12 protein-coding genes and 1 pseudogene are annotated in these 13,882 nt (G+C 71.1%); 8 read left to right on the forward strand and 5 right to left on the reverse strand.

Annotated elements, in window-relative coordinates; genetic code table 11:
- Positions 1-19 precede the first annotated feature (19 nt).
- Positions 20-925 (forward strand): annotated as a pseudogene (locus KOI47_RS10340) (cobalamin biosynthesis protein); the annotation flags it as partial.
- A 36-nt stretch (positions 926-961) separates the two neighbouring features.
- On the opposite strand, the gene KOI47_RS10345 reads toward KOI47_RS10340, so the two are convergent.
- Together KOI47_RS10345 and KOI47_RS10350 are read right to left on the reverse strand one after the other, a co-directional pair.
- Positions 962-1,738, reverse strand: a complete 777-nt coding sequence (locus KOI47_RS10345; protein WP_216215759.1) for a CbtA family protein — start codon at positions 1,736-1,738, stop codon at positions 962-964.
- A 40-nt stretch (positions 1,739-1,778) separates the two neighbouring features.
- Positions 1,779-1,991, reverse strand: a complete 213-nt coding sequence (locus KOI47_RS10350) for a CbtB domain-containing protein (RefSeq protein ID WP_216215760.1) — start codon at positions 1,989-1,991, stop codon at positions 1,779-1,781.
- Between the two features lie 364 nt (positions 1,992-2,355).
- Here KOI47_RS10350 and KOI47_RS10355 point away from each other — a divergent pair, with 364 nt between their 5' ends.
- The 5 genes from KOI47_RS10355 (at position 2,356) to KOI47_RS10375 (ending at position 7,700) form a co-directional block, all read left to right on the forward strand.
- Entirely contained in the window at positions 2,356-3,990 is a 1,635-nt protein-coding gene (locus tag KOI47_RS10355) for an alpha/beta hydrolase (protein WP_232376669.1), read from the forward strand.
- Between the two features lie 148 nt (positions 3,991-4,138).
- Complete coding sequence (locus KOI47_RS10360) at positions 4,139-5,017, forward strand: SIS domain-containing protein (protein ID WP_216215761.1); 879 nt, start codon at positions 4,139-4,141, stop codon at positions 5,015-5,017.
- Between the two features lie 22 nt (positions 5,018-5,039).
- Positions 5,040-5,963, forward strand: coding sequence for an ROK family protein (locus KOI47_RS10365; RefSeq protein ID WP_216215762.1), 924 nt, complete (start codon positions 5,040-5,042; stop codon positions 5,961-5,963).
- Positions 5,960-6,883, forward strand: coding sequence for a 1-phosphofructokinase family hexose kinase (locus tag KOI47_RS10370; RefSeq protein ID WP_216215763.1), 924 nt, complete (start codon positions 5,960-5,962; stop codon positions 6,881-6,883). The genes KOI47_RS10365 and KOI47_RS10370 overlap by 4 nt, the downstream gene beginning before the upstream one ends.
- Positions 6,861-7,700, forward strand: a complete 840-nt coding sequence (locus tag KOI47_RS10375; RefSeq protein ID WP_216215764.1) for a class II fructose-bisphosphate aldolase — start codon at positions 6,861-6,863, stop codon at positions 7,698-7,700. The genes KOI47_RS10370 and KOI47_RS10375 overlap by 23 nt, the downstream gene beginning before the upstream one ends.
- Here KOI47_RS10375 and KOI47_RS10380 read toward each other — a convergent pair.
- From KOI47_RS10380 to KOI47_RS10390, 3 genes are all read right to left on the reverse strand, one after another.
- A complete protein-coding gene (locus KOI47_RS10380; protein ID WP_216215765.1) occupies positions 7,663-8,616 on the reverse strand; it encodes a GGDEF domain-containing protein in 954 nt (317 codons plus the stop codon). The genes KOI47_RS10375 and KOI47_RS10380 overlap by 38 nt on opposite strands.
- A 248-nt stretch (positions 8,617-8,864) precedes the next feature.
- A complete protein-coding gene (locus KOI47_RS10385) occupies positions 8,865-9,650 on the reverse strand; it encodes a DeoR/GlpR family DNA-binding transcription regulator (RefSeq protein ID WP_216215766.1) in 786 nt (261 codons plus the stop codon).
- Between the two features lie 181 nt (positions 9,651-9,831).
- Positions 9,832-11,295: a Gfo/Idh/MocA family protein gene (locus KOI47_RS10390; RefSeq protein WP_216215767.1), complete on the reverse strand. Its 1,464-nt coding sequence runs from the start codon at positions 11,293-11,295 to the stop codon at positions 9,832-9,834.
- A 266-nt stretch (positions 11,296-11,561) separates the two neighbouring features.
- Between KOI47_RS10390 and KOI47_RS10395 the strand changes: the two genes are divergently transcribed.
- Positions 11,562-12,959, forward strand: coding sequence for an ABC transporter substrate-binding protein (locus KOI47_RS10395; RefSeq protein ID WP_216215768.1), 1,398 nt, complete (start codon positions 11,562-11,564; stop codon positions 12,957-12,959).
- Positions 12,959-13,882 carry a carbohydrate ABC transporter permease gene (locus KOI47_RS10400; RefSeq protein ID WP_216215769.1) on the forward strand — a complete coding sequence of 308 codons (924 nt, stop codon included), beginning with the start codon at positions 12,959-12,961 and terminating at the stop codon, positions 13,880-13,882. Before KOI47_RS10395 ends, KOI47_RS10400 begins: the two co-directional genes overlap by 1 nt.

Below are 13,882 nucleotides of genomic sequence, written 5' to 3' on the forward strand. Positions count from 1 at the left end.
AGACATTAGGGTGCCTGGCGTGCTGACCCCACATTCGGCAACCGCGGCCGGGCTGCTCGCCGGATACCTGGCCGACATCGCGTTCGGCGACCCCCGGCGCGGGCATCCGGTTGCCCTGTTCGGGCAGGCGGCGCAGCGGCTGGAGCTGCGCCTGTGGGCCGACTCCCGGCCGCGCGGGCTGCTGTACACCCTGACCTGTGCCGGTGCGGCCACCGGGCTGGGCGGGCTGGCGCAGGTGGCGACCCGGCGCAGGCCGGCGGCCAGGCTGGTGGGCACCGCCGTGGCCACCTGGGTAGTACTCGGCGGCCGCGGGCTCGCCGGGGCCGGTGCCGAGCTGGCCTGCCTGCTCGAGCGGGGTGACCTGGACGGAGCCAGGGTCATCCTGCCGCGGCTGTGCGGGCGTGACCCGGCCGGGCTGGACGCCGAAGGGCTGGCCAGGGCCGCCACCGAGTCGATCGCGGAGAACACCTCGGACGCGGTGGTCGCGCCGCTGCTGTGGGGTGGTGTGGCCGGCATCCCCGGCCTGCTCGGGTACCGCGCGCTGAACACCCTGGACGCGATGGTTGGCCACACCTCGGCGCGGTACCTGCGGTTCGGCTGGGCCTCGGCCCGCGCGGACGACCTGGCCAACCTGCTGCCGGCCAGGGTGAGCGCGGCCGCGGCGACGCTGGCCGCGCCGCTGGTCCGCGGCAGGCCGTCCCTGGCGTACCGGGCCTGGCGGCGGGACGCCTGGCAGCACCCCAGCCCGAACGCCGGGCCGGTGGAGGCCGCCTTCGCCGGGGCACTCGGGGTGCGCCTTGGCGGCCGCAACACCTACCAGGGCCGGGTCTCCGACCGCGGCACCCTGGGAGACGGCCCGCCACCGGGGCCCGCCGCCCTGCGTGCCGCGGTCCGGCTGTCCCGGATCGTCGGGCTGGCCGCACTCGGGTGGGAGCGGCGCTCGCTTACCGGCACCGTCCGCTCAGCCGACGGTAGCGGCGTCCCGCGGCACGCGCGGCCGCAGTACCCGTTCGGCGAGCGCGCCGAACACCAGGCCGAGCCCGGTCCACAGCACCAGCTGGGTACCGAGCGAGGCGATCCGGAAGGTCCACAGCGTGGAGCCGGGAAACTCCGGCGGCACCTCGTCGACCACCGGCAGCAGCGCCGCACATACCGCCATCACCAGCAGGTAGCCGCCCGCGCCGAGCAGGCCGCCCTGCCAGCCGCCGAGCCGGTCGGCCAGTCTGCGGCCCGCGTACACCGCCACGCCGCCGAACAGCAGGGACAGCCCGACGAAGCCGAAGTAGAGCGCGGTGCGGGAGCCGATGGTCTCGCCGCTGCCGACCGCGGGCGGGTTCGCCGGGTATTTCAGGAAGGGCACCAGCACGACCACAACGAAGGCGCCTGCCGCGAGCAGCGCGGCGGAAAGCCGGGGGCGCAGCGCCCCGATCCGCCCGTGCAGCACGGCGAAGGCCAGCGCGAACAGCCCACCGACGGCGATGCCATAGCCCGCGACCCCGGTGAACAGCCCGATCGTGCTCTGCGTGCCCCTGCTGACCAGCGTCTCCTCGCCGCCGTGCTGATGCGCGGCCGCACCAGCCTCGTGGGCGTGTTCCTGCGAGTGGGCGGCGCTACCAGCCTCCTCGATACCGATGGCGGCGTTCACCGGCGGCTCGCCGAAGAAATACGCGAACAGGGTCGCCAGCAGCCCGGCGACCAGGCCCGCGAGCATCCCGCGGACCAGCAGGGTCCTCATCATCCGAATACTGTCCTTTGTGGTCGGCCCGGAAAACGACGGCTCAGTGGCATGGGAAGGCGAGCAGATGCCTGCCATCGTGCACGAACTCGTGCACATATCCGCCGGAGAACAGGGCGACCGCGCCTTCCTCGGTGCTGACGAAATACAGCACGACGAGCGCGAGAATCCCGGCAAAAATCGCCCACGGAACGATCTCGCGAAGGGGAATACGAACCGGAATCGGCTGGTCGAGCACTGCGGACGCGTGCGTCATGGCGAACCTCCCTGGGCGTAACGCGGCCCTGTCGGAACGGTGGCGATGACGGCGGGTCTGACTTCCGGGTCCACCTCGAACCCGATCACAGTGGCGCGACCGTGCGGAGTTTCACCTGCTTCCGGCCGCCATCGCTGGAGCCGACTGAGCGTAAGTTCGCCGGTTCGGCGATGTCAATCTGGCCCGACTGTGATCTGGCGCCGACCACCCGAACAGCGCATTCGGTTCCTGGCTTCGGCCACACCGGTGCGGGAGAAATGTCACCTTAGGCGGCTGTACCGGGGTGCGGCATGCGCTTTCCTTGCCGGGAGGGCAAGTTTCACACGTACGTCAGGAGGCGACGATCGTGCCCAGGAGACGAGTTGTGCCAGGGGCCGTCGCGGCGGTCGGCGCGTTGCTGCTCGGCAGCGTGCCTGCCGCTGCCGCTCCTTCGCCGGTGGCCGGGGCCACCGTACCCGACCGGTACCTGGAACAGCGGATCCAGTGGAAGCCATGCTTCGCGCCGGGTGAGGTCCCTGAGGGACTTCCCGCCGGGTCCGAGCGCCTGGAGTGTGGCTCCTACCACGCCCCGCGCAACTGGAACCGGCCGGAAGACCGGATCGACATCACCATCGCGGTCAGCAGGCTGCGCCCGGCCGGGGGCGAGCCGAAGGGCGCGGTGCTGACCAACCCCGGCGGGCCCGGCGCGCCCGGCCGCACGCTGCCGTTGGTCTTCCTCGGTGCCGGGCGCGGCAAGCTGCTGGACAGCATGGATGTGATCGGCATCGATGTCCGGGGCAGCGGGGACAGCACCAGGGCCAGTTGCGGTGGGATGAGCTACCCGGACGAGCTCGACCCGAGGGACCGCAGTTCCGGCAACCTGGACCTGATCTACGACTCGATGGCCCTGCTGGCACGGCACTGCCAGGTACGGTCTGGCGAGTTCGGCAGGTACGTCAACACCGAGCAGACGGCGAAGGACCTCGACCTGCTGCGTCAGCTGCTCGGCCGCGAACGGGTGCACTGGATCGGCTACTCCGGCGGCACCTGGCTCGGCGCCTACTACGCCACCTACTTCCCGGACCGGGTCGGCCGGTTCGTACTGGACTCCAACACCGAGTTCACCGCGACCTGGCAGCGGGTGGTCCGCGCCTTCGGCAAGGGCGGCGAACGCCGGTTCCGGGTGGACTTCGCCCCCTGGGTCGCCCGGTACGACCAGCACTACCGGCTGGGCAGCACCGGTGCGCAGGTGCGGCTGACCTACGAGCAGGTGCGGGCGGCCCTTGCCGAGCGGCCGGTCCGGCTGCCGGACGGCACCGAGTTCACCGCGCCACGCCTGGACACCATGCTGTTCCGTACCCAGTACGCCAAGGCGAGCTTCCCCGCCGCTGCCGACACCCTGGTCGCACTGCGGGAGGCCACCCGGAAGGACGGCCACGCCGCCGGGCGGGGGGTGGCGGCCGCGCTGGCGCGCATGGGGCCGATGGCGGGGGAGTCCGTCGAGGACGCGAGCAACGGCATGGGCTACTCGATCGTGTGCAACGACACCGAGTTCATCGGTGACCGGCGCATGTTGATCCGCGAGTCGGCGCGGCTGGGCAAGCGGTACCCGCTGTACGGCTGGTACCAGCGCGCGGCACCCTGCGCCAGCTGGGACCGGCCCTACCTGCGGATGCCGACCCCGGACGGTGCGGGCCTTCCGCCGGTGCTGATGGTCCAGTCGGTCCGTGATCCGGCGACCCCGGTCGAGGGGGCCTGGCGGGCGCACCAGCGGTTCGCGGGTTCCCGGATGCTCACCGTCACCGATGAAGGCGACCACGGCATCTACGCGAGCGGGAATCCTTGTGTCGACCGCATTGTGGAGTCCTTTGTGGTCGATGGCATGCCGCCGGAAGGGGACGTGTCCTGCCCCGGTATGCCCTTGCCCGAACCCGGGGCGCGTACCGCGCACGCGTGGACGCCGAATCCGGTACTGGAGTCCGAGCGGCTGGAGCTGCGCACCGGAGCGCTGCCCCGCTGATCCCGCGACCGGGCTGGCTCCCGCTCCGTCTTGCAGTGTGATGAGTGAAAGTGCGTGCAATCGTCGTTGACCACGCACAAATAAGCAGCTACGGTGAGTTGTGTGCGCTGGCCGAGAGTCGGCCTGGTCTGTACCGGATGGGGAGTTCATGTCGCGGTCGTTCATGGAGGAGGAGATCGCCAGCCAGCCGGGGTGCTGGCGGCGGGCGGTCGAGCTCGCCGGCACGGCGGTCGCACTGCCGCGTCCCGGTCGCCGGGTGGCCGTGGTCGGCTGCGGCACCTCGCGGTTCATCGCCGAGTCCTACGCCGTGCTGCGTGAGTCGGCCGGTCACGGGCACACCGACGCCTTCGCGGCCTCGGAGTTCCCGCGTGGGCGCAGCTACGACGAGCTGGTGGCGATCACCCGTTCCGGCACCACCACCGAGGTGCTGCGGCTGCTGGCCGAGGTGCGGGGGCGGATCCCCACCACGGTGATCACCGGGGTGCCCACCGAGGTCGCCGGCCGGGCGGACACCGTGGTCGACCTGTCCTTCGCCGATGAACGCTCGGTGGTGCAGACCCGCTTCGCCACCAGCACCCTCGCGCTGCTGCGGGCCCAGCTCGGCGAGCGGCTGGACCGGGCCATCGCCGAGGCCCGCGGCGTGCTGGAGACGCCCATCCCGGGCTATCTCCGTACCGCGGGCCAGTTCACCTTCCTCGGGACAGGGTGGACGGTCGGGCTCGCCAACGAGGCCGCGCTGAAGTTCCGGGAGGCGTCCCTGGCCTGGGCGGAGTCCTACCCGGCATGGGAGTACCGGCACGGGCCGATCAGCATCAGCGAACCGGGACGGGTGACCTGGATGTTCGGCGAGCCGCCTGCCGGGCTGCCCGCCGATGTGCGCAGGGCGGGGGGCACCTTCGAGGCGAGTTCGCTGGATCCGCAGGCCGAGCTGGTGCGCGCGCAGCTGGCCGCCGCGGCGCTGGCCGGGGACCGCGGTCTCGATCCGGACCGGCCGCGCAGCCTCACCCGCTCGGTGGTGCTGCATTGAGCAGCAAGGGGAACACCGGACCATGACGGGCTCCACGCGGCGTGCGGTCGTGGCAGTGGATGTGGGTGGCACCGAGATCAAGGCCGCCCTGCTGGACGCGCACGCCGATGTGCTGGCCACGCGCCGGGTGCCGACCCGGCGGGGTGCGGACGGGGCGGCCACCGCGGAGGTGGTCGCGGACCAGGTCGCCGGGTTGGCAGGTGAGCTGCGGGAGCTTGGCGAAGCCGTCGAGGTCGCCGCGGTCGGCGTGGTGGTACCGGGCATTGTGGACGAGGCGGCCGGTGTCGCCAGGTACTCGGCCAACCTCGGCTGGCGGGAGGTTCCGCTGCGCGGGCTGCTGCAGGAGCGGATCGGCCTTCCGGTTGCGTTCGGGCACGACGTCGCCGCCGCCGGGCTCGCCGAATGGCGCCTCGGCGCCGCGCGGGGATTCCGCGATATCGCGATGGTGCCGGTTGGCACCGGGATCGCCGCGGCCCTGCTGCTGGACGGCAGGCCGTACCGGGCAGGCGGGCTGGCCGGTGAACTCGGGCATGTCGATATCGGGCATGGTCTCGCCTGCCCCTGCGGGGCTTCCGGCTGCCTCGAGGTGACCGCCTCGGCCGCTGCGGTCGCCCGGCGCTACACCGAGCGCAGCGGGACCGTGGTGACCGGATCCGCCGAGGTGGTGCGGGCCGCGCGGGCGGGCGACCAGGACGCGGCCGCGGTGCTGGCGGAGGCGGTGGACGGCCTCGGCAGGGGACTGCGCATCCTGGTCACGCTGCTGGCGCCCGAGGTGATCGTGCTCGGCGGCGGGCTGTTCGGTGCCAGGGAGTTCGTGCTGGACCCGCTGCGCGGCTGGCTGGCAGGGCGGCTGACCTTCCAGCGGCAGCCCCGGCTGCGCGTCGCCGAGCTCGGCGCCGAGGCGGGCTGCCTCGGCGCCGGCCTGCTGGCCTGGGACACGACGTGATCCTCACCGTCACACCCAACACCGCGCTGGATGTCACCTACACCCTCGAACGCCTGGTGCCGGGGACCACCCATCGCGTTCGCCAGGTGCGCACCAGGGCGGGCGGCAAGGGGATGAACGTGGCGCGGGTGGTGCGGGCGGCCGGCGGGCGGGCCTGCGCGGTGGGCACGGCGGGCGGTGCCGAGTCCGCGCTGCTGCTTGCGGATCTCGCCGCCGCGGGGCTGCGGCACGAGCTGGTGCCGATCGCAGGCGGCACCAGGAGAACCGTCACCATGCTGTCCACTGTGGATGACAAGGTCACGCTGCTGAACGAGCCGGGGCCGGAGCTGGCGGCCGCCGAGTGGGCCGCGCTCACCGGCACGGTACGGCGGTTGCTGCCCACCGCGGGCGTGCTGGTCTGCGCTGGCAGCCTGCCCGCCGGGGCGGGCGGCTATGCCGAACTGCTCGCGCTCGCCGGCGACATCCCGACGATCCTCGACACCTCCGGCGCCGCGCTGACCACCGCCCTTTCCGCCCGGCCCGCGGTGGTCAAGCCGAACGCGGCCGAGCTGCGCGAGGTCACCGGGCTGGCCGATCCGGTCGCGGCCGCGCACCGGCTGCGCGCGGCGGGTGCCCGCGCCGTGGTCGTCTCGCTCGGACCGGACGGCCTGCTCGCGGTTACCGGGCGCGGGACCTGGCGGGCCCGCCCCTCGGTGCCACTGGCAGGCAACCCGACCGGAGCAGGGGACGCGGCCGTCGCGGGCATCGCGCTGGAGCTCGCCGCGGGTTCGCCATGGCCGCGGGTGCTGCGCCGGGCGGTGGCGCTGTCCGCGGCCGCCGTGCTCGGCCCGCTGGCCGGGGACATCGACCCCGAGCACTACCGGCGCGAGTACGACGCCGTGACCGTTGAGGAGGACCATGCCACTGGCAGCGACAGCTGAGATCGTCGGTCCCGCCGCCGCCCGGCGCGCGGGATGCGGCGCGTTCAACGCGATCCAGCTCGAGCAGGTGCACGCGATCGTCGCGGGCGCCGAGGCGGCCGGGATCCCGGTCGTGCTCCAGCTCAGCCAGAACGCGGTGCGCTACCACGGTTCACTGGCCCCGCTCTGCTCGGCGGCACTGGCCGCGGCGCGCCCGGCCGGGGTACCGGTGGCCGTGCACCTCGATCACGTGGACTCGCCGGAGCTGGTGCGCGCGGCGGTGGAACTGGGGTGTGGCTCGGTGATGTTCGACGCCTCCGCCCTGTCCTACCAGGAGAACGTGGCGGAGACCAGGAAGGTGGTGGAGTACTGCCATGGTGCCGGGGTCTGGGTGGAGGCCGAGCTGGGCGAGGTCGGCGGCAAGGACGGGGTGCACGCGCCCGGCGCGCGCACGGACCCGGCCGAGGCGGCCGAGTTCGTGGCGGCCACCGGGGTGGACGCACTGGCCGTCGCGGTCGGCAGCTCGCACGCCATGCTCACCAGGGACGCCGTACTGGACCTCGAGCTGATCACCAGGCTGCGCGCCGCCGTGCCGGTTCCGTTGGTGCTACACGGTTCCTCCGGGGTGCCGGAGGATTCCCTGCGGGCGGCGGTACGGGCCGGGATGACCAAGATTAATATTGGTACCCAGCTGAACAAGGAGTTCACCGCGGGGGTACGGGACCGGCTGGAGCGCGAGCCCGCCGCGGTGGACCCGCGCCGCTACCTCGGCGCGGGCCGGGACCGGGTCACCGCCGAGGTCACCCGGCTGCTGCGGATGCTGGGTGGTGGGGACTGAACCCACCGGGTGTCCGGGTCCGGGGCGGGAGTTCGGTGACCGGTGCGGAGGTCACCTTCGTCCCGGTCCCGGTCCCGGTGCCGTAGTCGGCGATCTGCTCGGCGGGCCAGTCGTGCCGCAGCGCGGAGATCGTCGCGAGGACGATCGCGAGGACCATCCCGAGCAGCGCGCCCAGCAGGATCGCCCACGGCCCGTGCCGCGCCGTCCTCGGCTGCCGCCCGGAGCCGGGGTACTGGTCGCGATCCGCGCGGTGGCGCCCGCCCGCGCGCGGGTTGCCGGAGTCTGGCGAGGCCGGATTCTCGCACGCTTCTTGGAGTAGTCGCGAAAATGGGCTGGTCACCTGAATCTGATCCCGGCCGCCCTGTTTGCACTTGCGCAGCGCGGCGGTCGCGTCGGCCATGAGCGTGCGTAGTTCACAGGTTTGCCCGGCAAGGCAGCTCGCCATTCCGATCGAGGCGGTGAGGCCGATTGATTTGATCTTGGCTTGAATTCGCTCCGCGATGACTAATGCCTCACCGACCGGTGTCCTCGGCAGTAGCAGGAGGAATTCGTCCCCGCCGCGTTGCAGGTACCGGGCGAGCAGGTCGCCCTTTCTCGCCGCCATCCGCAGGGTATCCGCGACCGACCGCAGAATCCGGTCGCCCGTGGCGTCCCCGTAGCACTCGTTCACCCGGCGGAAGCGGTCGAGGTCCACCGCGAGCAGGGAACTCGGGCAGCGCGCACGGCAGGCGCCCGCGAGCACTCGTGGCGCTCGCAGCTCCCACCCGCGGCGGTCCAGCAGACCGGTCAGCCGGTCGGTCACCGGGGCGCTCACTGGCTGGCCACAGGACTCGCAGCGCAGCTCGTTCCCGGAGACCGGGCTGAACCGGACCGTCGACTGTGCCCAGTCTTCCTCCGCAGGCGAGCCCCGGTTCATCCTGATCGGCCTCCGTTCGGGTGCGGGACGCCGCCGTACCGGGAGTCCGACGTGGACGGAGACCGAAGAATTGGTGTAAACCAACCGCGCCGCGTTTCCCGGAACAGATCGACATCACGGCACCGTGCCGCGATTTTTCGACAGTACAGTCAGAAAAGGCACTCTCCGGAAAAGTTGCGGCCGATAACATATCGGTGCCGTGTGCCGAGTGTCAACGGCGCGGATCCGGGCACTAATGCGACCGTGGTTCAGGCCGTGACGACCTCGACCCCTTCGGTTTCGAAAGCCTCGATCATGGCCGGTTCCGCCGAGGTGTCCGTGATCAGCATGTGCACCCCGGTCGTCGGGCAGATCTGGGCGAAGGCGTGCCCGCCGAGCTTGGAGCTGTCCGCGACCACCACCACCTGCCTGGCGCGGGAGGCCATCAGCCGGTTGATGCTCGCCTCGCCCTCGTGGTGGGCGTAGGCGCCGCGCAGCGGGTCGATCGCGTCCACCCCGAGGAAGACGAGGTCCAGGGTGATCTCGTCCAGGATCCGGGTGGCCAGCGGCCCGGTGAGCTCGAAGGAGTGCTGCCGGGCCACGCCCCCGGTCACCACCAGCTTGATGTTCGGCCGCACGGCGAGCTCGTTGGCGATGTTCAGCGCGTTGGTCACCACCACCAGCGCGGGTGACTCGCCCCGGTCGTTCAGGTCCGGCCGGGTGGCCAGCGCCCTGCCGACCTCGGTCGCCGTGGTGCCGCCGTTCAGTCCGACCACCATGCCCCGCTCCACCAGGCGCACCGCCGCGGCGCAGATGCGCTGCTTCTCCGGGGCGTGCCGGGCCGCCTTGTGCCGCAGCGGCAGGTCGTAGGCGACGTTACTGGCGACGGCCCCGCCCCTGGTGCGGGTCAGCAGCTGGCGCTCGGCCAGGTGGTCGAGATCGCGCCGGATGGTCGCGGGGGAGACGTTGAGTTCCTCGGCGGTCTCGTCGACGTCGATCTTGTCCCGCTGCCCGACCATGTCGAGCAGTGCGCCCAGTCGCTCGTGCCGGTCCACGCCACGCTCCTCCGCCGCAGTGCGTCTCCGCGGCGTCGCAATCCGCCGCTCGGACGAACGTACTACGAAGGAGCGTCGCGTTCGGCCAGGACACCCGATACAAGCGCCCTGAACGTGGCTTTACGGACGTTCAGCGTCGCGAACGGCACGTTTGGGACGTCTGACGTCGCGAACGCCACGTTCAGGGTTTCTCCGAGTCGGTTCCGGGATGCGGAGTCCGCCAGTGGCCCCTGGTGAAGTCCGGGAAGGGCATCGGCAGGCTGCCGTAGCGCACGGACAGTACCGACAGCGCGAAGGGTGCGTTCCACGCGGCGGCGTCGTAGACGTCCATATCCGGAGGCAGGCCGAGTCGCATGGTCTGGCCGAGGCGGTACAGCATCAGGTAGTCCATCCCACCGTGCCCGCCCGGTCCAGGGCCGACATCCTTCCACAGCCAGTGGTCGTGCTCGGCGTAGTCGTCCCAGTCCCGCCAGCGGTGGTCGCCAGCGTCCGGCTCGAGGTAGATCCGCGGCGGGTAGTCCTCGAAGACGCCCTTCGTCCCGGCGAGGTGGTTGAGCCTGCTGTACGGATGCGGGTTGGACACCCCGTGCACGAGGTGGATGACCCGCCCCTTCTCGGTCTGCAGCAGGCTCATCGTCACGTCGCCGTTCACGTAGCGTTCCCGCCACCTCGGGTCGCCATCGGGAACATGCTGGGCGCGATAGTCGGCGAGGCCGAGCGCTGGGGTGCTCATCGAGGTCATCCGCACCAGCCGGTCCCCGCGGTTTATGTCCAGATAGGACGCGACCGGCCCGAGCCCGTGCGTGGGGTACAGGTCGCCGTCCAGCCTGGTGTGCCAGTCCCGGCGCCACTGGTCCGCGTAGTAGGTCTCGGAGAACAGCAGCTCGCGCAGGTCGTGCAGGTAGGCACCGGAGCCGTGCAGCAACTCGCCGAACATCCCGTCGTGCGCCATCCGCAGCGCACGCAGTTCGTTGCGGCCGTAGCAGCAGTTCTCCAGCTGCAGGCAGTGCCGCCGGGTCTGCTCGGAGGTGTTCACCAGCTCCCACAGGTCCTCGACCGTGGTGGCGATCGGGCACTCCACCCCGGCATGCTTGCCTGCGCCCATGGCGGCCAGCGCCATGTCCACATGCCAGCCCCATGGCGTCGCCACGTACACGAAGTCGACGTCGTCCCGCTCACACAGCCGCTCGAAGGCGTGCTCGCCCTGGTCGAAGGTCGCGGGGGCGGGATGACCCTTGCCGGTGATCACCGCGGCGGCCCTGGCCACCTTGGCCGGGTCGACATCACAGACCGCGGTGACCCGCATCCCTGGCACGGCAAGGAACAGTGGCAGCATCGCCGCACCCCGGTTGCCGAGGCCGATGATGCCGACCCGCACCCGCGCCCTCGGCTCGAACGGTACGCCCATCATCGTGCGGCCACGCCGCGGCGGCCAGGAGTGTTGCTCGGCGCCGGGCACCTCGGGCGGCCGTGGGCCTGCCGCCGCGGCGCCGAGCTGGCCGGTACCGAGCGCGGCGAGGGTGGTTCCGGCGATGGCCCCGGTACGCAGGGCGGCGCGCCGGGAGACACCGGTTCCGGTGCCCGCGCCCGGCTCCTGCCCGGCCTGTTCCTTGCCTTGTTCCTTGCCTTCTTCGCTGGCGGCCATGCGAACCTCCTGGACCATGCGGGGACCGGCCGACACTTGCGGATGAGCTTCCGCGCAAAGATGCACGTTCGTCAAGAGTTTCACGTAGATTCAAGCAGAATTGAGCAGTACCGAGCAGTGCTTCGACGGCCGGTCGGCTACCCCGTCCGGAACCGATCAGTGCACAAACGTTGCCCAGTCCCTGTTGACAACTGCGCAAACGAGCACAAAACTGCGCATCAATGTGCAGCGAGTGCGCATGATCTGACTTCGATCGGGTGGTGGCCATGAGATCAGCTCCTGCCAGGGCCCTGACCGCGGGCGTGGCCGTGGTGCTCGCGGCCGCGGGGTGCGGAACCGACACCGGCGCGGGCCTCAGCGAGAACACGCTGCCGGGCGCGGCCGAGTACTTCGAGACGCCCTGCCCCGAACCGGGCACGCAGCCGGAGGGGGAACGCCTGCGGTACTGGTCCATGTGGACCGCGGACGAGCCGCAGGGCAGGGTGCTGCGGCACGCCATCGAGTGCTTCGAGAACAAGACCGGTGTCACCGTGGACGTGCAGTGGCTGGGCCGCAAGGTGCTCACCCAGAACGTGGCACCCGCGCTGAACACCGACGAGGTTCCGGATCTCATCGACCAGGACCTCAGCCAGATGAACGCGGCGATCGTGGCCCCCGGCGGGACGCAGAGCGTGCAGGACGTGCTCGGGATGAAGGTCGGCGAGGGGGACAAGACCGTCGAGGACGTGCTGGCGTCGTACTCCTACCAGCTGCCGCAGAACACCGACGCCGATGGTGAGCGGTTCCTGATCCCGTACGAGCTGATCACCAACGCCTGGTGGTACGACCGCAACACCGTGCAAGACTTCTCGCCCCCGCAGACCATCGACGAGATGTTCGCGCTGTTCGACAAGGCCAAGGCCAACGGGATGGCCGCGGTCAGCCAGGACGGCGACATCAAGTTCTACAACTCCTACTTCTTCACCCAGCTGGCCGCGCGGTTCGTCGGGCCGGGCGGGCTGGCCGAGGCGGCGGCGGACCGCAGCGGGCAGGCGTGGAAGGCCGAGCCGGGTTTCCTCGCCGCGGCGAAGATCGTGGAACGACTGGCCAAGGGCGGGTACTTCGTCGAAGGCTGGAACGCCTCCAAGTTCCCGCAGGTGCAGCAGCGCTGGGCGGACGGCGAGTCCGCCTACATCTACAACGGCAGCTGGCTGCCCAGCGAGGCCAGGGAGTACCTCGGCAAGCAGGGCGGCGGCCGTGAGCTCGACTTCGGGTCGTTCCAGTTCCCGATGCCAGAGGGCGCCACCCACGACATCGTGGAGGTCCTGCCGATCGGCTTCTCGGTACCCGCAAAGGCACGGGACGCGGGCACCGCCAAGGCGTTCATCGCCTACGTGCTGCACAAGGACATCCTGCAGGGCATCCCTACGGTCAGCGACAACCTGGCCCCGCGGCCGGACCTGAAGGTGCCCGACGACCTCGCCGACGCGAAGGCGGCACTGGACGACGAGAGCAAGGAACACACCCTGGTAATGGACGGGCTGGACGGCCTTTTCGGCGGCACCTACGTGGACAACGTGTTCTTCCCTGCCGATGACGCGCTGCTGAACGGGAAGCTCACCGCGCGGGAGTTCGTCGACCAGCTGGCCAGGGAGTCGGCGGAGTACTGGAGGTCGAGGGGCTGATGGCGCGTCCAGCCGGCAGGCAGGGCGCGCACCTGGCAGGCAAGCGGCGGCTGTTCTGGCCGCTGCTCGCCCCGGCCATGGCGCTGTACCTGATCTTCCTGGTCGTTCCGACGGTCATCACCGCGGTGCTGAGCCTCACCAGCTGGGCCGGTGCCGGGGACACCCCGGAGTTCACCGGCCTCGACCAGTACCGCGAGCTGCTCGGCAGCGAGTCCTTCCAGCACGCCTTCCTGAACACGCTGGCCTACATCGTGCTCGGCGGGGTCGGCACCTTCGTGCTGGCCTTCCTGTTCACCATGGTGCTGCGGGACATGCGTGGCGGCAGGCTGGTGCGCGCGGTGCTGTTCTTCCCGAACATCGTCGCGCCGGTGGCGCTGGGCATGTTCCTCGGCTTCGTGTTCAAGTACCAGCCGAACAAGCAGGGCCTCGCGAACTTCCTGCTGGAGGGCGTCGGCCTGGACGCGGTGCAGTTCCTGCGCCCGGAGAACGTGACCTACGCGGTGATCGGCGCGCTGATCTGGGCCAGCTCGGGTTTCTACATCACCATCCTGATGGCCGCGGTGGACCGGATCCCGCCCTATCTCTACGAGGACGCGGAGCTGGCTGGCGCCTCGCCATGGCAGAAGTTCCGCAACGTCACCCTGCCGTTGACCTGGGATGTGGTCGGGGTGGCAGGCGTGCTCTGGACGATCAACGCGATGAAGATCTTCGAGCTGGTGTTCGTGCTGGCCGGGCCGGGCACCTACTCGCCGCCGATCGAGGCCTGGACGCTGGGCATCTACGTGTTCGACCGCTCCTTCGGCACCCGCGGCACCCCGGCCTACGGGGTCGCCTGCGCCTGCGCGGTGCTGATGATCGTCCTGGTCTCCGTGTTCGTCGTGCTGCTGCGGCGGCTGATGCGCCGCGACGCGATCCAGTTCTAG

This window comes from Amycolatopsis aidingensis (assembly GCF_018885265.1).
Lineage (GTDB): Bacteria > Actinomycetota > Actinomycetes > Mycobacteriales > Pseudonocardiaceae > Amycolatopsis > Amycolatopsis aidingensis.

Bases quoted from the DNA above. Each gene is read 5' to 3' on its own strand.
- KOI47_RS10400 (WP_216215769.1), top strand. From the start codon at position 12,959: ATGGCGCGTCCAGCCGGCAGGCAGGGCGCGCACCTGGCAGGCAAGCGG.
- KOI47_RS10380 (WP_216215765.1), bottom strand. From the start codon at position 8,616: ATGAACCGGGGCTCGCCTGCGGAGGAAGACTGGGCACAGTCGACGGTC.
- KOI47_RS10360 (WP_216215761.1), top strand. From the start codon at position 4,139: ATGTCGCGGTCGTTCATGGAGGAGGAGATCGCCAGCCAGCCGGGGTGC.
- KOI47_RS10350 (WP_216215760.1), bottom strand. From the start codon at position 1,991: ATGACGCACGCGTCCGCAGTGCTCGACCAGCCGATTCCGGTTCGTATT.
- KOI47_RS10375 (WP_216215764.1), top strand. From the start codon at position 6,861: ATGCCACTGGCAGCGACAGCTGAGATCGTCGGTCCCGCCGCCGCCCGG.
- KOI47_RS10345 (WP_216215759.1), bottom strand. From the start codon at position 1,738: ATGATGAGGACCCTGCTGGTCCGCGGGATGCTCGCGGGCCTGGTCGCC.
- KOI47_RS10390 (WP_216215767.1), bottom strand. From the start codon at position 11,295: ATGGCCGCCAGCGAAGAAGGCAAGGAACAAGGCAAGGAACAGGCCGGG.
- KOI47_RS10365 (WP_216215762.1), top strand. From the start codon at position 5,040: ATGACGGGCTCCACGCGGCGTGCGGTCGTGGCAGTGGATGTGGGTGGC.
- KOI47_RS10395 (WP_216215768.1), top strand. From the start codon at position 11,562: ATGAGATCAGCTCCTGCCAGGGCCCTGACCGCGGGCGTGGCCGTGGTG.